Origin of the sequence: Pseudomonas bubulae (assembly GCF_037023725.1) — a bacterium.
Lineage (GTDB): Bacteria > Pseudomonadota > Gammaproteobacteria > Pseudomonadales > Pseudomonadaceae > Aquipseudomonas > Aquipseudomonas bubulae.
This window is the reverse complement of record NZ_CP146077.1, coordinates 416,293-439,707: the sequence shown is the minus strand read 5'-3', so window position 1 is coordinate 439,707 and position 23,415 is coordinate 416,293. Positions and strand designations below refer to the sequence as shown.

The 23,415-nt window shown below is 59.4% G+C and carries 25 protein-coding genes and 1 tRNA gene; 12 read left to right on the top strand and 14 right to left on the bottom strand.

Features of this window, described 5'->3' with window-relative positions:
• Positions 1-253: 253 nt before the first annotated feature.
• Entirely contained in the window at positions 254-499 is a 246-nt protein-coding gene (locus V6L81_RS01980; protein WP_095000778.1) for a DUF1272 domain-containing protein, read from the top strand.
• 2 nt (positions 500-501) lie between these two features.
• On the opposite strand, the gene V6L81_RS01975 is transcribed toward V6L81_RS01980, so the two are convergent.
• From V6L81_RS01975 to V6L81_RS01950, 6 genes are all read right to left on the bottom strand, one after another.
• Positions 502-1,398, bottom strand: coding sequence for an alpha/beta fold hydrolase (locus tag V6L81_RS01975; RefSeq protein ID WP_133143902.1), 897 nt, complete (start codon positions 1,396-1,398; stop codon positions 502-504).
• Positions 1,399-1,457: 59 nt separating this feature from the next.
• Positions 1,458-1,928: a hypothetical protein gene (locus V6L81_RS01970; RefSeq protein ID WP_095000780.1), complete on the bottom strand. Its 471-nt coding sequence runs from the start codon at positions 1,926-1,928 to the stop codon at positions 1,458-1,460.
• 163 nt (positions 1,929-2,091) lie between these two features.
• Positions 2,092-2,167, bottom strand: a tRNA-Phe gene (locus V6L81_RS01965).
• 104 nt (positions 2,168-2,271) lie between these two features.
• A complete protein-coding gene (locus V6L81_RS01960; protein ID WP_003438557.1) occupies positions 2,272-2,544 on the bottom strand; it encodes an oxidative damage protection protein in 273 nt (90 codons plus the stop codon).
• The gene (mutY, locus tag V6L81_RS01955) at positions 2,541-3,608 is read right to left on the bottom strand and encodes an A/G-specific adenine glycosylase (RefSeq protein ID WP_095020137.1); all 1,068 of its coding nucleotides are present in this window, start codon (positions 3,606-3,608) and stop codon (positions 2,541-2,543) included. Before mutY ends, V6L81_RS01960 begins: the two co-directional genes overlap by 4 nt.
• A complete protein-coding gene (locus tag V6L81_RS01950) occupies positions 3,605-5,812 on the bottom strand; it encodes an AsmA family protein (RefSeq protein WP_095031401.1) in 2,208 nt (735 codons plus the stop codon). Before V6L81_RS01950 ends, mutY begins: the two co-directional genes overlap by 4 nt.
• A 291-nt stretch (positions 5,813-6,103) precedes the next feature.
• Here V6L81_RS01950 and V6L81_RS01945 point away from each other — a divergent pair, with 291 nt between their 5' ends.
• The 7 genes from V6L81_RS01945 to V6L81_RS01915 all read left to right on the top strand — a co-directional run bounded on the left by V6L81_RS01945 (position 6,104) and on the right by V6L81_RS01915 (position 11,854).
• Entirely contained in the window at positions 6,104-7,765 is a 1,662-nt protein-coding gene (locus V6L81_RS01945) for an OFA family MFS transporter (protein ID WP_150629290.1), read from the top strand.
• A gap of 214 nt (positions 7,766-7,979) precedes the next feature.
• Complete coding sequence (hisB, locus tag V6L81_RS01940) at positions 7,980-8,573, top strand: imidazoleglycerol-phosphate dehydratase HisB (protein ID WP_016783108.1); 594 nt, start codon at positions 7,980-7,982, stop codon at positions 8,571-8,573.
• On the top strand, positions 8,573-9,211 hold the full coding sequence (gene hisH / locus V6L81_RS01935; protein WP_016783109.1) for an imidazole glycerol phosphate synthase subunit HisH: 639 nt from the start codon (positions 8,573-8,575) through the stop codon (positions 9,209-9,211). The genes hisB and hisH overlap by 1 nt, the downstream gene beginning before the upstream one ends.
• Positions 9,211-9,468, top strand: coding sequence for a DUF2164 domain-containing protein (locus V6L81_RS01930; RefSeq protein ID WP_016783110.1), 258 nt, complete (start codon positions 9,211-9,213; stop codon positions 9,466-9,468). Before hisH ends, V6L81_RS01930 begins: the two co-directional genes overlap by 1 nt.
• Before the next feature lie 39 nt (positions 9,469-9,507).
• The gene (hisA, locus tag V6L81_RS01925; RefSeq protein ID WP_338660441.1) at positions 9,508-10,245 is read left to right on the top strand and encodes a 1-(5-phosphoribosyl)-5-[(5-phosphoribosylamino)methylideneamino]imidazole-4-carboxamide isomerase; all 738 of its coding nucleotides are present in this window, start codon (positions 9,508-9,510) and stop codon (positions 10,243-10,245) included.
• Between the two features lie 10 nt (positions 10,246-10,255).
• Positions 10,256-11,026, top strand: a complete 771-nt coding sequence (hisF, locus tag V6L81_RS01920) for an imidazole glycerol phosphate synthase subunit HisF (protein WP_048383956.1) — start codon at positions 10,256-10,258, stop codon at positions 11,024-11,026.
• A gap of 72 nt (positions 11,027-11,098) precedes the next feature.
• On the top strand, positions 11,099-11,854 hold the full coding sequence (locus V6L81_RS01915; RefSeq protein ID WP_338660440.1) for an ABC transporter substrate-binding protein: 756 nt from the start codon (positions 11,099-11,101) through the stop codon (positions 11,852-11,854).
• A gap of 70 nt (positions 11,855-11,924) precedes the next feature.
• Here the strand turns inward: V6L81_RS01915 and V6L81_RS01910 are convergent, their stop codons facing one another.
• From V6L81_RS01910 to gpmI, 4 genes are all read right to left on the bottom strand, one after another.
• Positions 11,925-12,707, bottom strand: a complete 783-nt coding sequence (locus V6L81_RS01910) for a divergent polysaccharide deacetylase family protein (RefSeq protein ID WP_095023764.1) — start codon at positions 12,705-12,707, stop codon at positions 11,925-11,927.
• A gap of 1 nt (position 12,708) precedes the next feature.
• The gene (locus tag V6L81_RS01905; protein WP_095000787.1) at positions 12,709-14,025 is read right to left on the bottom strand and encodes a S41 family peptidase; all 1,317 of its coding nucleotides are present in this window, start codon (positions 14,023-14,025) and stop codon (positions 12,709-12,711) included.
• A gap of 35 nt (positions 14,026-14,060) precedes the next feature.
• Positions 14,061-15,347 (bottom strand): murein hydrolase activator EnvC, encoded by a 1,287-nt coding sequence (locus tag V6L81_RS01900; RefSeq protein WP_095000788.1) that lies wholly within the window; start codon positions 15,345-15,347, stop codon positions 14,061-14,063.
• A 195-nt stretch (positions 15,348-15,542) separates the two neighbouring features.
• The gene (gene gpmI, locus V6L81_RS01895) at positions 15,543-17,078 is read right to left on the bottom strand and encodes a 2,3-bisphosphoglycerate-independent phosphoglycerate mutase (RefSeq protein ID WP_095000789.1); all 1,536 of its coding nucleotides are present in this window, start codon (positions 17,076-17,078) and stop codon (positions 15,543-15,545) included.
• 148 nt (positions 17,079-17,226) lie between these two features.
• Between gpmI and V6L81_RS01890 the strand changes: the two genes are divergently transcribed.
• The 3 genes from V6L81_RS01890 to secB are packed head-to-tail and all read left to right on the top strand — an operon-like array spanning position 17,227 to position 18,424.
• Positions 17,227-17,640 (top strand): rhodanese-like domain-containing protein, encoded by a 414-nt coding sequence (locus V6L81_RS01890; protein WP_086799305.1) that lies wholly within the window; start codon positions 17,227-17,229, stop codon positions 17,638-17,640.
• A 2-nt stretch (positions 17,641-17,642) separates the two neighbouring features.
• Entirely contained in the window at positions 17,643-17,897 is a 255-nt protein-coding gene (grxC, locus tag V6L81_RS01885) for a glutaredoxin 3 (protein ID WP_095000790.1), read from the top strand.
• 41 nt (positions 17,898-17,938) lie between these two features.
• On the top strand, positions 17,939-18,424 hold the full coding sequence (gene secB, locus V6L81_RS01880; RefSeq protein ID WP_003438592.1) for a protein-export chaperone SecB: 486 nt from the start codon (positions 17,939-17,941) through the stop codon (positions 18,422-18,424).
• A 142-nt stretch (positions 18,425-18,566) separates the two neighbouring features.
• Here secB and trmL read toward each other — a convergent pair whose 3' ends face one another.
• A complete protein-coding gene (gene trmL, locus V6L81_RS01875; protein WP_095000791.1) occupies positions 18,567-19,022 on the bottom strand; it encodes a tRNA (uridine(34)/cytosine(34)/5-carboxymethylaminomethyluridine(34)-2'-O)-methyltransferase TrmL in 456 nt (151 codons plus the stop codon).
• Here trmL and V6L81_RS01870 point away from each other — a divergent pair.
• On the top strand, positions 19,021-19,458 hold the full coding sequence (locus V6L81_RS01870) for a hypothetical protein (RefSeq protein ID WP_095017754.1): 438 nt from the start codon (positions 19,021-19,023) through the stop codon (positions 19,456-19,458). The genes trmL and V6L81_RS01870 overlap by 2 nt on opposite strands.
• 452 nt (positions 19,459-19,910) lie before the next feature.
• Here the strand turns inward: V6L81_RS01870 and ntrC are convergent, their stop codons facing one another.
• The 3 genes from ntrC to V6L81_RS01855 all read right to left on the bottom strand — a co-directional run bounded on the left by ntrC (position 19,911) and on the right by V6L81_RS01855 (position 23,252).
• Positions 19,911-21,344, bottom strand: a complete 1,434-nt coding sequence (gene ntrC, locus V6L81_RS01865; protein WP_088378458.1) for a nitrogen regulation protein NR(I) — start codon at positions 21,342-21,344, stop codon at positions 19,911-19,913.
• Entirely contained in the window at positions 21,341-22,426 is a 1,086-nt protein-coding gene (glnL, locus tag V6L81_RS01860) for a nitrogen regulation protein NR(II) (protein ID WP_095000793.1), read from the bottom strand. The genes ntrC and glnL overlap by 4 nt, the downstream gene beginning before the upstream one ends.
• A gap of 409 nt (positions 22,427-22,835) precedes the next feature.
• Positions 22,836-23,252 carry a cupin domain-containing protein gene (locus tag V6L81_RS01855; RefSeq protein WP_095020141.1) on the bottom strand — a complete coding sequence of 139 codons (417 nt, stop codon included), beginning with the start codon at positions 23,250-23,252 and terminating at the stop codon, positions 22,836-22,838.
• Between the last annotated feature and the right edge of the window lie 163 nt (positions 23,253-23,415).

Genomic DNA, 23,415 nt, shown 5'->3' with positions numbered 1-23,415 from the left:
CGGCAGAACAGTGGTTGTTTGAGTGCGCCCAGATTCGACTTCTCCCCGTAGCAGGATGCTTATTGGGTAGGCTCAATTCGTGACGCGCTGCGTCACAGCTTCGAAGGTTTGCAATGGCGAGGATGTGTATCGCAGGTTGGATACATTTAGGCCATTCCCGAATTCAGCTCTCTTGGCTTAGATCGGGGTTGGTTTTTCGTAGGAAGCGTCTTAAATGTAAAGATGAAAATTACCGGTTCAATGTGAGGTGCTTATGCTCGAATTACGCCCCAATTGCGAATGCTGTGATTGCGATTTGCCGCCAGATTCAGCACAAGCGCGGATTTGCTCATTCGAGTGCACCTTTTGTGCGACATGTACGGAGCAGCATCTAGGTGGTCTTTGCCCCAATTGCGGGGGCGAGCTGTTGGTCCGGCCGCGTAGACCGGTGAGCAAGTTGGCGAGCAATCCGCCGTCCAGTGAGCGGGTGTACAAACCTGAAGGCTGTGCTGCGCGTTGATTTTAAAGCCCCTCACCCTGGCTCTCTCCCGAGGGAGAGGGTGCTTTTACAGAGACTGTCTGCCCCGGGACATCCCCGTTCAATTCCCCGCGTTGCAACCACTGCAAGGCAATCGGCCATAGGCTGTCCTGAAAGCGGCTATGGAAAAACGCGAAATGACCTATGGCTGTTTCGCCAATGTCTTGCGGCTGGATACGCAGATGCGTACGCGAGCTGGCACTGAAGTAGTTCAGCAGGCGTTCGATGGCCGCGACAGTACCGAAAGGATCGTCAGTGAAGCTGATGGCGAGGGTTTTGGCCGTAACCGAGCAAAAGGGCAGGGCAGTGAAGCTTCGGGCGCTGGGGAGTTTTTCGTAGCGGGTACTGAAGGCGCCCCAGTCCTTGACCACCCCCGCCGGGGTATCTTCGAGCCAGCCCAGGCGCTTGCCGGGGAAGTAGCCGCACATGCGGGTCAGCAACGGCATGACCCCGTGCCATTTGACGAGCATCTGCCAGCGCTGTGCGGGTGCGTAGTCACGCCAGTGGGCATATTGCGCGCCGACTGTGACCAAATGGCGAATCGCCGGCCCGGAAGCCGCCAGGCCCGCCGCACAACCGCCAAAGCTATGGCCCACCACGTCGATCGGCTGGCCGGGGTACTCGCGCTGTGCGCGCTTGAGCACTGCTTCTGCGTCCAGCGTGCCCCAGTCCGACCAAGAGGCCGTAAAACCGCGCAACGATCCGCTGCGTGAGGCGCCGATACCGCGGTAGTCGAACAGCATCACGTCCATGCCCTGGCGGAACAGGTATTCGGCAAACCGCGAGTAATACTGGCAACGCACCGAGGTGGCGGCGTTGATGATGATCACTGCTCGCGTGCTGTCCGGTATGCGCTGGCGCCATTCGAAACCGCCCAGCAGGTAACCGTCAGCAGCAGGCTCGGTGAACGCCCGGCTGACAGGTTCGGGCAGGGCTGCTGTCAGTGCGCGCTCCGGGCGTTGCGTTCTGTCAGTAGCCGTGAAGCTTCGACGTAGGCTTTCTGGAATGCCGGGGTTTCGATCCAGGCCACGGCGCTGTCTTCATCATCGCCATGTACGGCAATGCGGTATTCGATCAGCAAGCCCATCAGAAAATCGGTGGCCGGCTCTTCCTCTTCTTCCGAGATCACCAGTTCCAGTACCGGGTACTGCAGGAATACTGCACACAGGGTTTGCAGGTTGATGGCTTCGGCGGCTTTCATGGCCTGGAACAGGTCATCGTAGTCAGCGGGGTCAAAACCGTTGTCGAGGATGTCCTGGAAGTTGAAGGTGCTGAGGTCGATTTTCACGTCATCGAACGGGTTGTCGATCAGGGCGCCAGCCGAGGCTTTGGCCGGTTTGCCCACGCGATTCTGCTTGGCCTTGGTTTTGGCCCGCTGCGCGTTTTTTTGCTGCTTTTTTGGCGATGACATGAAGGTGTGTCCTTTGCAGGCTGATGAGAGGATTGAACCCCATCTCTTTGCAATCGCCAAGAGAGGTGGCGCCGCCGGGTATAAATAACGGCCAAAAAAAAACCCGCACTAGGCGGGTTTTCTTTGTTTTGGCGTGGTGTGAACACCACATCAAAACTGAATGTGGTGCCCAGAGACGGAATCGAACCGCCGACACGGGGATTTTCAATCCCCTGCTCTACCGACTGAGCTATCTGGGCAACGGGGCGCATTAGAAGCCTTTTTCGATAACCCGTCAAACACTTTTTTGAAAAATATTTAATTATTACCGTCGCTTACGGATCAAAGCCTTTAAAACCGGGGTTTATTCGGTTGGCGGAACGTAGCCTTCGGCTTGTGCGTATTCCTCGCCGCTGAAGAACTTGTCCATTTCGCCCTGCAAATATTTACGGTCTTCGGCGTTCATCATGTTCAAGCGCTTTTCGTTGATGAGCAGGGTCTGGTGTTTTTGCCAGTCAGCCCAGGCTTTGGCCGAAACGTGGTCAAAAATGTCCTGGCCTTTGGCGCCCGGAAACGGAGCGCGCTCAAGGGCAGGCAGTTCTTCTTTGTACTTGCGGCAAATGATGGTGCGGGTCATGACGTCTCTCCAGCGTTCAATAGGTCGGCTGCGCGTTTGAGCAGCTTCTTGACCGGGGCGGCAAGGCCCAGGCGCGGCGGGGTGGCGAGGTTATACCAGAGCCAGTCGGCCTCGGCCACGTGATGACCGGACTCCTTGACGTGGATCAGCCAGGGTTCGATGGCCAGTTGGAAATGGCTAAAGGTATGGGTCAGGCCGGTCAGTTCGTGTTGCGCGCCCAGGGCCAGCGAGTGTTGCAGCGCCAGATGCTCGATGTCCTGCAGGTCATCGAGCTCGGGCAGGCTCCACAGGCCGCCCCACAAGCCGGTCGACGGACGGCGGTAAAGCAGGATTTCGCCCCCGGCATTGGCCAGCATTGGCATCAGCGTGCGCTTTTGCGGGATGACCTTGCGCGGTTTGGGGATCGGATAGCGGGTTTCCAGGCCCAGCAAGTGCGCTTTACAGCCGCTTTCAAGCGGGCACAACAGGCAGCTGGGCTTGCTGCGGGTGCAGAGCGTGGCGCCCATGTCCATCATCGCCTGGGTGTAGGCGTTGACGCGGTCGTGGGGGGTGAAGCGCTCGGCAGTGGCCCACAGTTGTTTGGCCACCTTGGGCTCGCCGGGGTAGCCCTCTTGCGCCGTGTAGCGCGCCAGTACCCGCTTGACGTTGCCGTCCAGAATCGGCGCCCGCAGACCCATGCTCAGGCTGGCAATCGCACCGGCTGTGGATAAACCGATACCGGGTAACTCGACCAGTTTTTCCACATCCCGCGGAAATTGGCCGTCATATTCGGCGACAACGATTTTGGCGGTCTTTTGCAGGTTGCGCGCACGGGTGTAGTAGCCCAGGCCGGTCCACAGGTGCAGTACTTCGTCTTCCGGTGCAGCGGCCAGGGCCTCGACCGTCGGCAGTGAAGCCATAAAACGGTCGAAGTAGTTCAGCACGGTACTGACCTGGGTTTGCTGCAGCATGATTTCCGAGACCCATACCCGATACGGGGTGATGCCCTGTTGCCAGGGCAGGTCGTGGCGACCGTGCTGGTCATACCAGTCCAGCACCGCGGTTGAAAACTGCTCATCTCTCATCGGTTGAAAAGCCCTTTGAGCGCGTTCTTGAGCTCGGGGCTGACCTTGTCACCGAGCTTTTCTTCGAGTTTGTCAGTGAGCTTGTTGCCCGCCACTTTGGCGGCAACCTTGCCCAGCCCTTCCTTGTCCAGACGGCAGGCCTTGGCCCCCAGCTCCAGCGGGCCACGGCAGCGTAATGGCAGCTCGATGCCGACAAAGTTCTTGCCGACCTGGCAGGCCGGGTCCGGCATGGCGCGGGTGTCGCCTTCGATGATGATGCCGATGCGGTAATCCATGCCCAGTACGCGCAGGTCGATGTCGCCATCGCCTTTGACGCTCAGGCCGGGGATGCGCACGATCATGTCCGGGTTGCTGGCCACACCGTTGCGGAACACCAGGGTGCCCTTGAGCTCCTTGAATGGCGTGTCTTTGCCCAGGGGCGCGCCGCTCAGGGTTTTGCGGTTGAGTACCGAAATACCCTTGCACAGCTGTTGCTCAAGGTTGGCGTTGAGCAGCACACCATCGTTAAGCATAAAGCTGGCGGTGCCGTTGAGGCTGGAAATCAGTGCGCTCTGGCTGTTGCCGCTGCCAGTGACGTTGCTGTTGAGGGTCAGCAGACCGGTCACCGGTGGTTTTTGCCCCTGGCTTTGCAGGATTTTTTCCACCGGCACATTGGTAATACGGGTCTGCAGTTTGACCACCGGTAGCATGGGTTGTACGTCCAGGCTGCCATTGGCGGCAAAGCTGCCTTTGTAAAGGTTACCGCTGAGGTTTTCCAGGGTCAGGACACCGGCTTTGCTGTTGGCCTTGAGCACCGCGTTTTGTATCGGCAGTTTGCTCAGGGTCAGTTGGCCAAAACTGATATCAGCATTCAGGTCGAGCGCCTTGAGGCGGGTGACCGGAATGATCCTGGCGGTGCTCCAGCCGCTTTTGGTCGGAGCCTCCGGCAGCGGCGTATCGCCCGATGCGGCCAGGGCGCCGGCTTCGCTGCTCTGTACTTCAGCCTTGCGCGCAACGCTGGCGCTGCTGGCTTCGGCCGACTTGGGCGGCATGTAGCGATCAGCGTCGAATGTGTCGCCTTTGAGCTGAATACGTACGGCTTGTTTGGCGAAATCGTCAATGGCCACGAGGCCGGTGAAGGTGCTGTCGTCGACTTTCAGGTTCAGCTCGTCAAAGGTCACGCTGCTAGGCGTGCCCGAAAGGCGACTGACCAGTTCGACCTTGCTCAGGCTGTTCGGCGCCATGGCAGGTAGCGGGTGGCCGATGCTGTCGAGGAACCGGGCCAGATCAAGCTGGGCAATCGACAGGCCGCCACTGATTTGCGGAGTGGTGTCGAGGCTGTTGGCCTTGAACTCACCCAGGGCGCGCAACTGGTTGGCTGAAATCTTCAGGCTGCTCCATTCGGCGACGTTCGCAGCCAGATCAACCAGAATTTGCCCCTGTGCGGCGAACGTCATGGTCTTGCCCTGCAGCGGCTCACCGGAGGCTTCGCCGGTGACCTTCATGTCTTCAAACTGATAGCGCTTGAGTACACGGTCAAAGCGCAACTTGCCGTCAACTTCGGTCTTGACCCGCATCACCGGCTGGTTGGTGCCCAGGAAGGCGGTCAGCTTGACCGGGATACTGGTAGCTTCGTGAACCGGGCCGGTGCTCAGCTGGATGCTCTCGGCGCTGAACTGCTTGCCGCTTTGCTCGTCGTTATATTCAACCCGGGCGTTGTTCACGGTCAGGCTGTCGATATCGAGCTTGAGGGGCTGGCCGGCGCTTTCAGGCTTGTTGCTCGCAGCGGGCTCGGTGCCGGTGGTTGGCGCGGCGGCGGTGGCCGGCTTGCCGATGTCCTGCCAGTTGCCGTGGCCGTCCTTGTCGCGGGTCAGGCGCAGGTTCAGGCCTTCGACACGCACGTCGCTCATCTGCACTTCTTTGCGCAGCAGCGGCAGTACGCGCACGGACAGACCGAGCATCTGAAGATCGGCGAAAGGCTGGGTCGGCGCTGCGAGAGTGGCAACGCTGGCGTCGTGCAGTTCCAGGCCAAGCCAGGGGAAGAGGCTCCAGCCGATGTCGCCATTGAGGGTCAGCTCAATGTGGGCTTTGTCACGGGCTATCTGGCGGATCTCGTCTTTATAGTCGTTGGGATCGAACAGATGGCTGAGGGCAAAGCCCAGGGCCACGATGATCAGCAACAATCCGAGAAGCACCAGACCCAGGATTTTGCCGAACGCTTTCATGGGCGAGTCCTTGTAAGTCTGTGTGAGAGTAAGTTTTAAATTCAGCCGCAGAGTATAGCGCCACGCGCACGCCGACTGGGGGGTGGATAGTAGCGGATCAGTTGCTTGGCCAAAGACCACATCAGGTTAGGGCCAGGCTGGCGATCAAATGGTAATCTTCGCTTGTTTTTCGGGCCTTCTGCGGCACATTGCCGCGTCTCGATCCAATAAAAACGACTGTGTGCCACAGAGCGCCAAAGTCAGGGAGCGAGCGTGCCGGGGAAATAACTTCATTACCTGGGGGAAACACCTATGAGTATCAGCATTGCTGCGGGCAGTTCTGCTTCGCCGCCTGCGTTCCTGTCCAAGGAGCGCATCATCGCCAAACCCGGCTTCAACCGCTGGCTGGTGCCGCCAGCTGCTCTGGCCATCCATCTGTGCATCGGCATGGCCTATGGTTTTTCGGTGTTCTGGCTGCCGTTGTCCAAAGCCCTGGGCGTGACTGCACCTGTGGCTTGTGCGCCAGACATGAGCTTTATCGCGCAAGTGTTCTCGTCGCAATGCGACTGGCCGATTTCGATGCTCGGCTGGATCTACACCCTGTTCTTTATCTTCCTCGGTTGCTCGGCCGCGGTATGGGGCGGCTGGCTTGAGCATGCCGGGCCACGCAAGGCCGGTGTGGTGTCGGCCTTGTGCTGGTGCGGCGGTTTGCTGATTTCTGCATTGGGTATTTATACCCATCAGATCTGGCTGATGTGGCTGGGTTCTGGGGTGATCGGCGGTATCGGCCTGGGGCTGGGTTATATCTCGCCGGTGTCGACACTGATCAAGTGGTTCCCGGACAAGCGCGGCATGGCTACGGGCATGGCGATCATGGGCTTTGGGGGCGGGGCAATGGTGGGCGCACCGTTGGCTGCGGCGCTGATGAACCATTTTGCCGGGCCGGAAGGCGTGGGGGTGTGGCAGAGCTTTGTGGCCATGGCGGCGATTTACTTTGTGTTCATGATTGGCGGCGCGTTGTCGTACCGCGTTCCACCCACCGGCTGGAAGCCCGAGGGCTGGAAGGCGCCGGCAAAAAAAGCGGCCAACGCGATGATCACCCAGCGCCATGTACACGTAAGTGTGGCGTGGAAAACTCCGCAATTTGCGCTGGTATGGCTGGTTCTATGCCTTAACGTATCGGCCGGTATCGGCATTTTGGGCATGGCCTCGCCATTGCTGCAGGAAGTCTTCGCGGGCAAGTTGCTGGGCAATGATCTGACCTTCAGCCAGCTGGATGCAGCGCAGCTGGCGCAGATCGCCGCGATTGCAGCAGGGTTCACCGGTTTGCTGAGTCTGTTCAATATTGGCGGGCGGTTTTTCTGGGCATCGTTCTCGGATTACCTGGGCCGCAAAAACACCTACTTTGTGTTCTTCGCCCTGGGTTTTGCGCTGTACGCGATGATTCCGAACCTGGGCCATCTGGGCAACGTATCGCTGTTCGTGGCGGCGTTCTGCATCATTCTGTCGATGTACGGCGGCGGGTTTGCCACAGTGCCAGCGTATCTGGCCGATCTGTTCGGTACGCAGATGGTCGGCGCGATCCACGGTCGCCTGCTGACCGCCTGGGCGGCTGCGGGCGTGCTGGGGCCGGTGCTGGTCAACTACCTGCGCGAGTATCAGTTGAGCATCGGGGTGGAGCGTGCGGCGGCGTATGACATCACCTTGTACATCCTCGCCGGTCTGCTGGTGTTGGGCTTTATCTGCAACCTGCTGGTACGCCCGGTGGCCGACAAATACTTCATGACCGACGCCGAGCTGGCCGCCGAACAGGCACTGGGGCACGACAAGGGCGCGGACGCCAGTACGTCGCTGGAGTGGAAAGCCGCACCGGGCAGTCAGCCATTGGTGATTGCAGCCTGGCTGGCCGTGGGCATTCCCTTGTTGTGGGGCGTGTGGGTAACGGTGCAGAAGACGGCGGTGTTGTTTCACTGATTGACGTGTTGATTCAGCGCTGACGCCATCGCGAGCAAACCCGCTCCCACAGACGGATTGCGTCTCTGTGGGAGCGGGCTTGCTCGCGATTCAGGCGGCGCGGCCTGTGCGTCAACGCGCATTACGTCAGCCACCGCACCCTTAATGTTTCTGTTTGCCTGACCCGTGCCTATAATGGCCACCTTTTTCGCCCAATGATTTTGCGGAGCTGGTGATGGCCGAACGTAAGGCGTCAGTCGAGCGCGATACTCTGGAAACCCAGATTAAAGCCTCGATCAACTTGGATGGTACCGGTAAGGCCCGATTCGATATCGGTGTTCCTTTTCTTGAGCACATGCTCGACCAGATCGCCCGACATGGGTTGATCGACCTGGACATCGAGTGCAAAGGCGACCTGCATATCGACGATCACCATACCGTCGAAGATGTCGGCATTACCCTGGGTAAAGCCTTCAGCGAAGCAGTCGGCGATAAAAAAGGCATGACCCGCTACGGTCACGCTTACGTCCCGCTGGACGAAGCGCTGTCCCGTGTAGTCATCGACTTTTCCGGTCGTCCTGGTCTGCAAATGCATGTTCCCTACACCCGCGCCACCGTCGGCGGCTTCGATGTTGACCTGTTTCAGGAGTTCTTCCAGGGCTTCGTGAACCACGCCAATGTCAGCCTGCACATCGACAACCTGCGCGGCACCAACACCCACCACCAGATCGAAACCGTGTTCAAGGCTTTCGGCCGCGCCTTGCGCATGGCCGTGGCGCTGGATGAGCGCATGGCCGGGCAAATGCCTTCTACCAAGGGCGTGCTCTGATGCAGACAGTGGCGGTAATCGATTACGGCATGGGTAACCTGCACTCGGTGGCCAAGGCGCTGGAGCACGTTGGCGCCGGTCGGGTGCTGATTACCAGCGATGCCAGCGTGATTCGCGAAGCCGACCGCGTAGTGTTCCCTGGTGTGGGTGCGATCCGCGATTGCATGGCCGAAATCCGTCGCCTGGGTTTTGACTCGCTGGTGCGTGAAGTCAGTCAGGATCGTCCGTTTCTCGGTATTTGTGTCGGCATGCAAGCCTTGCTCGACAGCAGCGAAGAGAACGGCGGTGTTGATTGCATCGGCCTGTTCCCGGGCGCCGTGAAGTTCTTCGGCAAGGACCTGCACGAAGACGGCGAGCATCTCAAGGTGCCGCACATGGGCTGGAACGAAGTGCAGCAAAAAGTGGATCACCCGCTGTGGCACGGCATCCCCGACCTGGCGCGTTTCTACTTTGTACACAGCTACTACATTGCGGCGGGCAATCCTCGCCAGGTAGTCGGTGGCGGGCATTACGGTGTTGATTTCGCCGCAGCGCTGGCCGAGGGCTCGCGCTTCGCGGTGCAGTTCCACCCGGAAAAAAGCCATACCCACGGCTTGCAGCTGCTGGAAAACTTTGCGGCCTGGGATGGCCGCTGGTAATGGCGCCGCGCAAAAAGCCGCCGATTCTCACGCTCACCCCTGAGCAAGAGAGCGAAGCCAACAGCAAGATCAAACGCTTTATGGAAGACCGCTTCGAACTGGACCTGGGTTCGTTCGAGGCGGCTGAAATCCTTGAGCTGTTCACCCGCGAAATCGCCCCGCATTACTACAATCGGGCGATTTTCGATGTGCAGGCGCACCTCAAAGAGAGGTTCGAGAGCATCGAAAGCGACCTGTGGGCGCTCGAGAAGAACTGATTTCCGAGTCTCAGACTCCCGAATTTGAAGGTTTGCCACATGCTGATTATTCCCGCTATCGATCTTAAAGACGGTGCCTGTGTTCGTCTGCGCCAGGGCCGCATGGAAGACTCCACGGTATTTTCCGATGACCCGGTGAGCATGGCTGCCAAATGGGTAGAGGGCGGTTGCCGCCGTCTGCACCTGGTCGACCTCAACGGCGCCTTTGAAGGCCAGCCGGTCAACGGCGAAGTGGTCACTGCCATTGCCAAGCTGTACCCGCACCTGCCGATCCAGATCGGCGGCGGGATTCGCTCCCTGGAAACCATCGAGCATTACGTCAAGGCGGGCGTGAGCTATGTGATCCTGGGCACCAAGGCAGTGAAAAACCCTGAGTTCGTGGCCGAGGCCTGCCGCGCGTTCCCGGGCAAGATCATTGTCGGCATTGATGCAAAAGACGGCTTTGTGGCCACTGACGGCTGGGCTGAAGTGAGCACCGTGCAGGTCATCGACCTGGCCAAACGATTTGAAGCAGACGGCGTGTCGGCCATCGTTTATACCGACATTGCCAAGGACGGCATGATGCAGGGCTGCAACGTGAGCTACACCGCCGCATTGGCCGCTGCCACCAGCATTCCGGTGATCGCTTCGGGCGGCATCCACAACCTGGGTGACATCAAGGCCCTGATGGACGCCAAGGCGCCGGGCATCGTGGGCGCCATTACCGGTCGCGCCATCTATGAAGGCACGCTGGATGTGGCCGAGGCGCAAGCCTTCTGCGACAGCTACAAGGCCTGAGGAGAGACCCATGGCGCTGGCCAAACGCATCATCCCTTGCCTGGACGTGGATAACGGCCGGGTCGTAAAGGGCGTCAAGTTCGAGAACATTCGCGATGCCGGCGACCCGGTAGAGATCGCCCGTCGTTACGATGAGCAGGGTGCTGACGAGATTACCTTTCTCGATATCACTGCCAGCGTCGATGGGCGCGACACCACGCTGCATACAGTCGAACGCATGGCCAGTCAGGTGTTTATCCCGTTGACCGTAGGTGGCGGGGTGCGCTGCATCCAGGACATACGCAACCTGCTCAATGCCGGTGCCGACAAAGTCTCGATCAATACCGCAGCGGTGTTTAACCCGGAGTTTGTGGGCGAAGCGGCGCAACATTTTGGCTCGCAGTGCATTGTGGTCGCCATTGATGCCAAGAAAGTCTCCTTGCCGGGCGAAACCCCGCGCTGGGAAATTTTCACCCACGGCGGGCGCAAGCCAACCGGGCTCGACGCGGTCGAGTGGGCCATGAAGATGGAAGGCCTGGGCGCCGGCGAAATCCTGCTGACCAGCATGGATCAGGACGGCATGAAAAACGGCTTCGATCTGGGTGTTACCCGCGCAATCAGTGATGCACTGGGCATTCCGGTGATTGCCTCGGGCGGTGTCGGTAACCTCCAGCATCTGGCTGACGGCATTCTGGAAGGTCACGCCAGTGCAGTGCTGGCGGCGAGTATTTTCCACTTTGGTGAATACACGGTGCCAGAGGCCAAGGCGTACATGGCAGAGCGCGGAATCGTGGTTCGCTAAGGCCAAAGGCTACTGGACAGCATGGCGTGCCCACGGCACTCTTGAGCACGCCATGGATTCAGGTCGCCTGTCATGTTTAAACGCTTTGTGCCTATTCTCGTCAGTTCCACGATGTGGCTGGCGAGTACCGCTTTTGCGGCTGATACGTCGAACTCATCGATCGTGTTACTGACTGAAAACTTCCCGCCGTACAACATGGCCAAAAACGGCAAGAATTTTGCGCAGAACGATAATATTGAAGGTATCGCCGTCGATATCCTGCGTGAAACCTTCAAACGTGCCGGCATCCCCTACAGCATGACCCTGCGTTTCCCTTGGGAGCGTATCTACCACCTTGCCCTCGAAAAACCCGGATACGGTGTGTTTGTCACCGCCCGCGTGCCCGAGCGTGAAAAGCTGTTCAAGTGGGTCGGCCCTATTGGTCCTGATGACTGGGTGTTGCTGGCCCGAGGGGATAGCCCGATTACCCTGACGTCCCTCGAACAGGCCCGCCAGTATCGGGTGGGAGCTTACAAGGGCGACGCCATTGCCTTGTCCCTAGAGAAGCAGGGGCTGGCGCCGGTGATTGTGCTGCGCGATCAGGACAACGCCCGCAAGTTGCAGGCCGGGCAAATCGACTTGTGGGCCACAGGTGCTCCAGCTGGCCCATTTTTGGCACGTCAGGTAGGGATTTCAGGGTTCAAGACGGTGTTGCGTTTCAATCAGGCCGAGCTGTTTTTGGCGTTGAACAAAGACGTGCCGGACGAGGTGGTGAGCAAGTTGCAGAAGGCGCTGGATGAGTTAAAGGCAGAAGGCGTGGATGAGAAAATCCGCGCAAAGTACCTGTAACACACAGAGCGTGTAGCCGCTGACGAGGAACGAAGGCTGCGCTCCTCAGCGGCTACAAATGGCACGGGTCTCAGCGATAAACCCCATCCTTCCCATGCCCGGCCATCGCCTTGTTGCTGCGCACGCCGATCATTTGCCTGATATCGATCCAGTCAATGCCCTGGGCCTTGAGCTTGGGCAGCTCCCGTTCAAGCACGGCGAGGGTTTGCGGGTAGGGATGGCCGATCATCACCGCCGAACCTTGCTTGTGCGCCAGATTGATCGCGGTGTGCAGTTGTGTGGTGATCGCCTGCTCGGTGCGTACGTCATCGAGAAACACATCCCGCGAAACACTGGCCAGGCCGATTTTTTGCGCCTCGGCCGCTGCGACCGTCTGCGCGCTGGTGCGGCTGTCGACAAAGAATTTGTGACGTTGCTGCAAGTTGCCCATCAGCCAGGCCATCGCTTGTGGCTGGGAGGTCATGCGGCTGCCCATGTGGTTGTTGATACCGCTGGTGTAGGGCACTGCCTTGAACGCGGCGTTGAGGCGCTTTTCAAGTTCGTCGACAGGCAGGTCCGGGTGCCAGGCAAAGGGCCCGGTGGCCGGGTCCATTGGCATGTGCAAAATGACGATCTTGCCGGCCTTGTGGGCTTCGCGAGCAAATTCGGCAGCATGGGGGGTGTCGGGCATCACGGCGGTGGTGACCGGGCCGGGCAGCGCCAGCACGCGGCGGTCCCGGGGCAGGTTTTGCCCAAGGTCATCGATAATCAGGCTCAGGTAAGCCTTGTGCGGTGTGGCGGGCGCGCTGACCGGTGCCGCGTGGGCGGTACCGGTCAGGCAGCAGAGCAGGGTGAGGGCCAGGGAAAGACGCACCTCAGTTGCCGCGTGTGATGCTCAAGCCTTTAAGCAGGCTCAGGGCCTGGCTCAGCTGGAAGTCATCGTCCTGGGGCATCGGCTTGGCTTTGGGGCCGGAGCCGGTCGGCTTGTCGGCACCGCCGTTACCATTGCCGAGGTGACCTTGCAGGTCGGCCTCTTTGTAGTACTCGGTGTCTTGCTCGCGGGTGATCCTGGCGCGGCTGACTTCGATATCCGGAACAATGCCCTGGGCCTGGATCGAGCGCCCGTTCGGAGTGAAGTACAGCGCTGTAGTGATCTTCAGCGCGCGGTCATTGTTCAACGGCAGTACGGTTTGCACCGAGCCTTTGCCGAAGCTGGTGGTGCCCATCACCACACCACGCTTCTGATCCTGCAAGGCACCGGCGACGATCTCTGACGCCGAGGCGCTGCCGCCGTTGATCAGTACCACCAATGGCACGCCTTCGCTCAGATCCTTGCCGGTAGCCGAGAAACGCAGCTCAGAGTTGGCGATACGGCCCTTGGTGTAGACGATCAGACCTTTGGTGATGAAATGGTCTACCACTTCAACTGCCGACTGCAGCACGCCGCCCGGGTTGTTGCGCAGGTCAAGGATGATGCCCTTGAGGCGCTTGTTGCCGTTTTCCCTGCGCAGTTTGGACAGCGCAGCGGCCACTTCTTCGCCAGTCTTGACCTGGAACTGGGTAATGCGGATGTAGCCGTAGCCGTCTTCAAGCAGCTGGGCCTTGACGCTCTTGACCTGGATATTGGCCCGGGTCAGGGTTACGTCAAAGGGTGCGCCACCGTTGCGTACCAGGGTCAGGGTGATTTTCTGACCGATCTTGCCGCGCATTTTGTCTACGGCCTCGGTCATGCTCAGGCCACGGGTGGGCTGACCATTGATCTTGACGATTAAGTCACCGGCCTGGATGCCGGCTTTGCTGGCAGGGGTGTCGTCGATCGGCGAGACGATCTTGATGTTGCCGTCTTCAGTGCCGACTTCAATGCCCAACCCGCCAAATTCGCCGCTGGTGCTTTCCTGCAGCTCGGCGAAATCTTCCGGCCCCAGGTAGGCAGAATGCGGGTCGAGGTTGCTGAGCATGCCCTTGATGGCATTCTCCAGCAGGGTTTTGTCGTCTACCGGCTCAACATAGGCGGCCTTGATCCGATCCATGACCTCGGCAAATGTGCGCAGCTCTTCCAGAGGCAGCGGTGCCTTGGCGCTGGTAGCAGCCCCGGCTGGCGGGATGCTCGGCTCGGCAGCAAATGCCAATGGCGAGCCGATCAGCAGAGCGATCGTCAGGGCCAGCGAGTTGAGGCGGGACAAATGCGGCATGTTGAGCGAACTCCTACGTATTAAAGGTGATGGACTCATCCCTGAGTGCGACACCATTGTGCAGGGTCGCTTGGGCGTCCCTGCTGACGAATAGCAAAATACAGTGCTGGCGTGGCCTGCCCACCGCTGTTGCCCACGGTGGAAATCACCTCACCGGCTTTTACAACGTCGCCGGCAGACTTGAGCAACGTCTGATTGTGGCCATACAAGCTTAAGAAACCATTACCGTGGTCCAGAATCACCAGTTGGCCAGCGCCGCGCAGCCAGTCGGCAAACACCACGCGCCCGCCGTGTACGGCGTGTACCTGGGTGCCGGCACCGGCGCTGATCATCACGCCGTCCCACTTGGTGCGCGAGTCGTCGCCACGGGTTTCACCGAAACGTGCAAGCAGTCGACCATCAACTGGCCATGGAAGTTTGCCCCGGGCTTGAGAAAAAGCACCGCCGTAAGACGCACCTGCGCTGGAGACCAATGGCCCCGGTGTGGATTGCACCGGTTTTCGCGGGGCATCGGTAACGACCGATGCAGCCTCGCGCTGACGTTTTTTCTCGGCTTCCTGCTGCGCAATCAGGGCTTTTTGCCGCGCCTGCTCGGCTTCGCGGGCCTGGCGGGCGAGGGTTTCTTCGATGGTCTTGAGGACTTTAGCCAGATCGGCCTGATCCTGCTCGCGGGCCTGCAACTTCTGGTCGCGGTCCTTTACGTCGGTATTGAGCTTGGCCAGCACTTGCTGGCGCTCTGCACGCACCTTGTCGAGCTCGGCGCGCTGGGTGTCCAGGCTGCTTTTCTGGGTCAGCAGTTGCGCTTGCTGCAAGTTGATATCGGCCTCGACATTGGCCAGTTGGCGCAGTGTCTCGTTGAAGCCTTTGAGCTGGGCCAGACGGGCTTCGCTCAAGTAGTCGTAATAAGTGAGGGTTCGGGCGAACTTCTCGGGGTTTTGCTGGTTGAGCAACATCTTCAGGTATTCCTGACGCCCACCCTGATAGGCGGCGCGGGCCTGAATGGCGATCAGGCGTTGCTGTTCAAGTTTTGCGCTGTGGAGTTTTTTTTTCTCGCTATCTAGGCGCAGCAGCTCGCCTTCACTCTTTTTTAGTTCTTGTTGCAGGGTTTCAACCTGCTTCTCCAGCTTGCCGATTTCGGTTTCGGTACCGCGCAGGTCTTTCTGCACGCCGGACTTTTCTTCCTGCAGCTTGCCCAGGAGCTTTTTCAGCTCGCTGATATCCTGGCGCGTGGCATCCAGCTGCTGTTGGGTTTGCGCGCGCTCGTCGGCAAACGCCGGTTGGAGCATGCATGCGAGGGTCAAGGCTATAAGGGCGCGAAGCATGGGGCGGGCGACACCTGGGGAACGGGACGGCCTAGTATGCCCGCCCTCGTCACCTATAAGAAATGGATGAAGGTGAAATTGTAGCCGTTGATCCTGTGGGAGCGGGCTTGCTCGCGATAGCATCACCACGCAATGCCTGATGCACCGCGTCGCCGGTATCGCGAGCAAGCCCGCTCCCACAGGCATTGCGTTGTTTTAAGCGTCGACCAGAATCGATTTGCCGGTCATCTCTTGCGGCTGTGGCAGCCCCAGCAGTTTGAGCATGGTGGGTGCCACGTCGGCCAGCACGCCGCCTTCGCGAACTTTGAGCGAGCGCTTTCCTACATAGATAAACGGCACGGGCTCACAGGTGTGGGCGGTATGCGCCTGGCCTGTGGACTCGTCTTCCATCTGCTCCACGTTGCCGTGGTCAGCGGTGATCAGGGCTTCGCCGCCGACCTTGTCCAGTGCTTCCACGATACGGCCCACGCAGGCATCCAGGCATTCAACTGCCTTGACGGCTGCGTCGAATACGCCGCTGTGGCCAACCATGTCGCCATTGGCGTAGTTGACCACGATCACGTCATAACGCTGGTTTTCGATGGCATCGACGATATGGTCGGTGACTTCGGGGGCGCTCATTTCCGGTTGCAGGTCGTAGGTGGCGACTTTCGGCGACGGCACCAGAATGCGCTCTTCACCCGGGAACGGCTCTTCACGGCCGCCCGAGAAGAAGAAGGTCACATGGGCATACTTCTCGGTTTCTGCAATGCGCAACTGGGTTTTGCCGTTTTTGGCCAGGTAATCGCCCAGTACGTTTTCCAGGCTGCCGGGCGCGAATGCGCTGGGTGCCGGGATACTGGCAGCGTATTGGGTCAGCATCACGAAACCGGCCAGTTTTGGCTGGCGGGCGCGGGCGAAGGCGTTGAAATCATCTTCAACGAATACGCGGGTCAGCTCGCGGGCGCGGTCGGCGCGGAAGTTCATAAAGACCACGGCGTCGCCGTCTTCCACTGTCACCGGCTCGCCGATGGTCGTGGCTTTGACGAATTCGTCGCTTTCGCCACGTGCGTAGGCAGCTTCCAGGCCTTCCTGGGCGGTAGCGGCGTTGAACTCGCCCTTGCCGTCGACGATCAGGTTGTAGGCCTGCTCTACGCGGTCCCAGCGATTGTCACGGTCCATGGCGAAGTAACGGCCGATCAGGCTGGCGATACGGCCTTTGCCCAGGTCCTTGAACGCTTCGTCCAGCAGTTCAATGGAAGATGAGGCACTTTTTGGCGGGGTGTCGCGGCCATCAAGGAAGGCGTGCAGGTAGATTTTTTCTGCGCCGCGCTTGAATGCCAGCTCGGCCATTGCGATCAGGTGGTCCTGATGGCTGTGAACACCACCATCGGACAGCAGGCCCAGGATGTGCACGGCCTTGCCTGCAGCCACGGCCTTGTCGACCGCGGCGCAAATGGTCGGGTTTTCAAAGAACTCGCCATCACGGATGGATTTGGTGACACGGGTGAAATCCTGATACACCACGCGGCCGGCGCCCAGGTTCATGTGGCCGACCTCGGAGTTGCCCATCTGGCCGTCAGGCAGCCCGACATCCATGCCCGAACCCGAGATCAGGCCGTTCGGCATGCTCGCGCAAAGACGATCCAGCACCGGTTTCTTGGCCGAATAAACGGCGTTGTATTCGTGACTTTCACTGTGACCGAAGCCATCCAGGATGATCAGGACCAAAGGTTTAGGCGTGGTAGTCATAGATCCCACTCGTGGCTGGTTTATAAGAAGGTATACAGAGGACGCGCAGTTTAAAGCGAAGTTCATGTGGCGTCACCGCCGGGCGGGGTTTGGCCGACCAAGGTGGCTGTGTATACTGGCCCACATTTTACGACCCTGGAACCTTCTGATGGTTGAGCACCTGATTGCATTTGCGACTTCCCACTACCTGCTTGTAGGCGCGTTTGTCATCCTGCTGGCGCTGTTGATCGCCCACGAGATGAGCCGTGGCGGGCGCAGCATCAGCACGGGCGAACTGACCGGCCTGGTCAATCGCGACGAAGGTGTGGTGATTGATATTCGCCCGGCCAAGGATTTTGCCGCCGGCCACATCGTGGGTGCTATTAATATCCCGCAAGACAAACTGATGGCGCGCATTGCCGAGCTGGACAAGCACAAGGGCAAGACCATCATTCTGGTCGACGCTGCCGGCCAGCACTCGGGCGGCCATGCCCGTGAGCTGCTCAAGGCTGGTTACAATGCTGCGAAGCTGTCTGGCGGCATTTCCAGCTGGCGCGCTGACAACCTGCCAGTGGTGAAGTAACTATGTCCAAGGTCATCGTTTACTCCAGCGACTATTGCCCTTATTGCATGCGTGCCAAGGCTCTGCTTGAGAACAAGGGTATTGCCTTCGAAGAGATCAAAGTCGACGGCAAGCCACAGGTACGTGCCGAGATGGCTCAGAAGGCAGGCCGCACGTCGGTTCCGCAAATCTGGATTGGCGACAAGCATGTTGGCGGATGCGATGACCTGTTTGCTCTGGAGCGCGCAGGTAAATTGGATGCGCTGCTGAACGTCTGACTCTCATTCTCTATAAGCCCCAAGATCAACAAGGATCTGTGATGACTGACCAACAGAACACCGCTGCTGTTAGCGATGAAGACACCGCTCCACAATTCTCCCTGCAGCGCATCTACGTGCGTGACCTGTCGTTCGAAGCGCCGAAAAGCCCGGCGATCTTCCGTCAGCAGTGGGAGCCGAGCGTTGGCCTGGATCTGAACACCCGTCAAAAGCCGCTGGAAGGCGACTTCCACGAAGTGGTTCTGACCCTGTCGGTTACCGTTAAAAACGGTGACGAAGTGGCGTTTATTGCTGAAGTGCAACAGGCCGGCATCTTCCTGATCAAAAACCTTGATCCAGCGTCGATGAACCATACCTTGGGCGCGTTCTGCCCGAACATCCTGTTCCCGTATGCCCGCGAAACCCTGGACAGCCTGGTGACACGTGGCTCGTTCCCTGCGTTGATGCTGGCTCCGGTGAACTTCGATGCCCTGTACGCGCAAGAACTGCAGCGCATGCAGGAAGAAGGCAGTCCGACTGTTCAATAAACAGCCGATTGCCAAAAAAAAGCGCCTGAGGGCGCTTTTTTTGTGTGTGGGAGCGGGCTTGCTCGCGATTGAATCGCTGCGGTGCAACAGGTACATCGCGTAGCTTTCATCGCGGGCAAGCCCGCTCCCACAGGGTGTGTGTTTACTTGAAGCCTAGCTGGCGCCAGGCCTCATACACGGCGACCGCTACGGTGTTAGACAGATTCAGGCTGCGGCAGCCTTCGCGCATAGGCAGGCGCAGGCGGTGCTCGCCGTCCAGGCTGTCGAGCACTTCGGGCGGCAGGCCACGGCTTTCAGGGCCGAAGAGAAAAGCATCGCCCTCGGCAAACTGCACGTCGTGAAACGGCCTGGAGCCTTTGGTGGTAAAGGCGAACAGGCGCGGATGGCCCAGGCTTTCCAGGCAACTGGCCAGGTCGGCATGACGCTTGAGCGGCGCATACTCGTGGTAATCGAGCCCGGCACGGCGCAAGCGCTTGTCGTCCAGCTCAAAACCGATAGGCTCGATCAAATGCAGGTGGCAGCCGCTGTTGGCGCACAGCCTGATAATGTTGCCGGTATTCGGCGGAATTTCTGGTTGAAAAAGGATGACGTGAAACATGCACGGCTCCGAACTTAAAGATGGACAGCATTCTACGCTTGAAGAGGACCCGCGACCGAAACTATGGCCACGGGTTTTAGGTTCTTTGGCGATAGTCGGTGTGATGGTGGGGATGATGATCGGTCGATTGACCGCGCCAACCCCTGTGGAGCTGCAGCAGGTGGACGTGCTGCCCGGGGGCCTGGTGGTGTGGTTCAGCGCCGAGCCCAAGCTGCATGGTGAGCTGGTCGACGGCACGCTGGGGTTGCTGTTTGATGCCAGGGGCAAGGTGCAGAGCGGCCAGTTGACGTTTAACGGCAAGAGCGTGAACTGGCGGGTGCGTGATACGGATGGCGGGTTGCTGCTGACCCTGGTGGCGGCCCGTGCCTTGAAGGGCGACTGGGCCGGGGCGTCGCAAGATGGACGCTGGCGGTTGCAGGTAAACCTGCGAGAGTAATAAAAGAGGGAATTCCAGCCTGCCTGTACCGGGTTCCCCAAAAGCGCTGTGCGCGTTGATGCAAAAGGCATCAAGGCTGCGGTGTAAAAGTGGGGAGTCTTGACCTGCCTGTATCAAGGTCCCCTAAAGCGGTGTTGCGTGTAATAGGTATTGCAGGGCGCGTGCCAGTTTTTGATTTTTTGTAAAAATTGCCCCTTGAGTACGCAAAAGCCCCGGAATCCGGGGCTTTTGTTTGGGGGCTGATTTTGTTCCCGGGTTTGGCGAAAACCCTTGAGCTAGAGCTGTGCACGATATTGGGGCGGGTTGCTTGAGGGTGGTGCGGTCAGATCAAGAGCCCCTAACCCTCTTCCGCAGGGAAAGGGGACTAAAGGCAAAAGCAGATTTATGAAACACCACCCATCAGCTCCCTCTCCCTCCGGGAGAGGGTTGGGTGAGGGCGCTTTTGAACGGCTTCAAGCCTCGTCGCCCTCATCCTCGTCGCCATCGATCTTCATGCCCAGTTCCTTGATCTTGCGGGTCAAGGTATTGCGGCCCCAGCCCAACAGCACGGCAGCGTCGCGACGGCGGCCTGCGGTGTGCTTGAGCGCCGTCTCGATCATGATCCGCTCAAAGGTCGGCACTGCACTGTCGAGCAGGTTGGACTGGCCACGCCCCAGCGCCTGGTCAGCCCACTGGCGCAGTGCCTGCTCCCAGTTGGTGACAGGGGAGGCGTCCTGTTGCAGGTTGAGCAACTCGGGAGGCAGGTCGCCGATATGCACTTCGCGACCCGAAGCCATCACCGTGATCCAGCGGCAGGTGTTCTCCAGCTGGCGCACGTTGCCTGGCCAGGGCAGGTTTTTCAGGTACTGCTCGGTCTCGGCCTTGAGCAGTTTTGGCTCTACGGACAGTTCTTGCGCGGCGCTGCTGAGAAAGTGCCGGGCCAGGGTCGGGATGTCTTCGCGGCGGTCTGACAGGCGCGGAATGTGGATGCGGATTACGTTCAGACGGTGGAACAGGTCTTCACGAAACTTGCCGGCCTGCACCAGGGTTTCAAGGTTCTGGTGTGTGGCTGCGATGATGCGAACATCGACCTTGACCGGCGTGTGCCCGCCAACCCGGTAGAACTCGCCATCGGCCAGTACCCGCAGCAACCGGGTTTGGGTGTCCGCCGGCATGTCGCCGATCTCATCGAGGAACAGGGTGCCGCCATCGGCCTGCTCAAAACGGCCCCGGCGCAGGTTTGCAGCGCCAGTGAAAGCGCCTTTTTCATGGCCGAATAGCTCGGATTCCATGAGGTCCTTGGGGATCGCAGCCATGTTCAATGCGATAAATGGCGACGCGGCCCGCGGGCTGTGGCGGTGCAGGGCGTGGGCCACCAGCTCTTTGCCGGTACCTGATTCACCGTTGATCAGCACCGTGATGTTGGAGTGGCTCAGGCGGCCAATGGCACGAAACACCTCTTGCATCGCCGGGGCTTCGCCGATGATTTCCGGCGTCGGGGCCAGCGTCGGCGCCACGGCCAGGCCTTGCTGCTCCTGGGCGTGCTGGTTGGCGCGCTTGACCAGAGACACGGCGTCATCGACATCAAACGGCTTGGGCAGGTATTCGAATGCGCCGCCCTGATAGGACGCTACCGCGCTGTCCAGATCGGAATGAGCGGTCATGATGATGACCGGCAGGCGCGGGTGCTGTTCGCGGATTTTGGCGAGCAGGTCCAGACCGCTGGAGCCGGGCATGCGGATATCGGAAATGATCACGTCAGGCTGTTGGCGAGCCAGTCGGCTCATGACCCCATCGGCACTGTCGAAACTTTGTGTGGTCATGCCTTCCTGTTGCAAGGCTTTTTCCAGTACCCAGCGGATTGAACGGTCGTCGTCGACGATCCACACGGTTTCACTTCGGCTCATGTCGATGCGGCTCCTTGTTCCAGTGGTAGAAAGATCGAGAAGAGTGTGTGGCCGGGGTGGCTTTCACACTCGATCAACCCCTGGTGCTGACTGATGATGTTTTGCGTGATGGCCAGGCCAAGCCCGGTACCGTCCGGGCGGCCGCTGACCATCGGGAAAAACAGGGTGTCTTGCAGCTCGAACGGTATGCCCGGGCCGTTGTCGATAATTTCGATTTTTGTCACCAGCCGGTGGCGTATGTGGCCAATGGTGAACTGGCGCATGGCGCGGGTGCGCAGGCTGATGCGGCCCAGGCGCAGCTCATTCTGGCTGCCGATGGCCTGCATGGCGTTGCGCACGATATTGAGTACTGCCTGGATCATCTGTTCACGGTCGATCAGCAGGTCAGGCAGGCTTGGGTCATAGTCACGCACCAAAGTGATGCTGCCCTGGGTCTCGGCCTCGACCAGGTTGCACACGCGTTCCAGTACTTCGTGGACGTTGGTCATGGCCAGCGACGGCAGTTTGTTGGAACCCAGCATCCGGTCGACCAGATTACGCAGGCGATCTGCTTCTTCGATGATGACGTTGGTGTAGTCGCGCAGGTTTTCGTCGGGCAATTGCCGGGCCAGCAACTGGGCCGCACCGCGAATGCCTCCCAGAGGGTTCTTTATCTCGTGGGCCAGGCCGCGCACCAGCATCTTGCTGGTTTCTTGCTTGGACAGCTGGGCTTCTTCTTTGGTGATGCGCAGCAGACGGTCGCGGGGGTGTACCTCAAGCAACAGCATGGTGCCGCCATTGCTCAAGATGGGCGTTACGGCATAGTCCACCGTCAGGTTCTGGCCCGTCAGCGAGGTCAGCATGGCTTCGCGTTTGGTAAACGGGTGCGCTTGCTCAACTGCCTGGCGCAGCGAGTGCAGAGCCTCGGTGGACTCCGTAAAGAGCTCGCTGATGAACTGGCCGTGACTGCGTTGACCGCTGATCGCCAACAGCATCTCTGCCGCCGGGTTCATGTACTCAAGGCGCAAATCAGCATTGAGTAAAAGCGTGGCAGTGGTCAGGTTGTCGAGTAACAGTCGGTGCAGGGCGTCACTGATGGTCATGGGCCGATCCCGGATTGCGTGCGCGGTGAAGCGCTGGTGCAAGGAAAATGCAAAAACCAAACCAAGGCTCCGAAAAGAAGCGTCGCTCCCCTGAAATAGGCGTTTACAAGCTGGGCGCATATCGCCGCAGCCCGGCATGCGAGTGTTTATGAACCAAATTGGGCTGGTAAGTGCACTATCAAACTATAGTCGCACCAATATAGTGCAATTTAGATGAATGGATTCAGTTGCCTGAAAATGTGCGCGGGATATTTGCTATGGGTGCAGCCAGAGGTTGTGTGCAGCGTTCGAGCGCACACCGGTCATAAGCCCCGAGTGCGCGATGCGGCACAGGCAGCGCCCACTCTGAGGTGACCACCGTTTTGCGTTTCGAACGCAGCTTCCGGTACCTGCTACGGGCCTTGCGTGGTTAATGGGACAGTGGCATGCCGGGCGTGCCTGCATAGAACACGATCAGTTCTACCGGGGCCTTGCCGCTGGTGCCTCGATGGGAAGTATTGACCATCTCGGGCAGTACCTGGCCAGGTTTGAGCGTGGTTTTATGCATGCCGTCTTCGGTTTCGACCAGCAGTTCGCCAGCGACCATGTAGGCGATATTGGGCATGGGGTGCGTGTGCCATTTCAGTGCGGTGTTGGCCGGGAGCGTGATTTTGACCACGGTGAATTCCGGCTTGCCGTCCGGCCAGGTGTAAGGGGTGCCTGTCCAGGATTGGCCTGTCTTGAGCAGTTGTTCGACCGTTACCGCAGTGGGTGAACTGTTGCAGCCCAGCATGAGCAGGCAGGCGCATGCCAGCAGCAGGGTTTTGAGGGCGAGTAAGGGGTGCATGTCAGTCTCCATTGGTTGAGTGGCGACAAACTACCGGTCACTCAGCAGGGTGGCTGTCAGGTGCAGGCACGAATCCAGAAGCTCTGATCCGATGCTTGTGTAAGACGGCGCCCACAAAAAAGCCTCCCGAAGGAGGCTTTTTCAAATCACGCCGCTTGCGCAG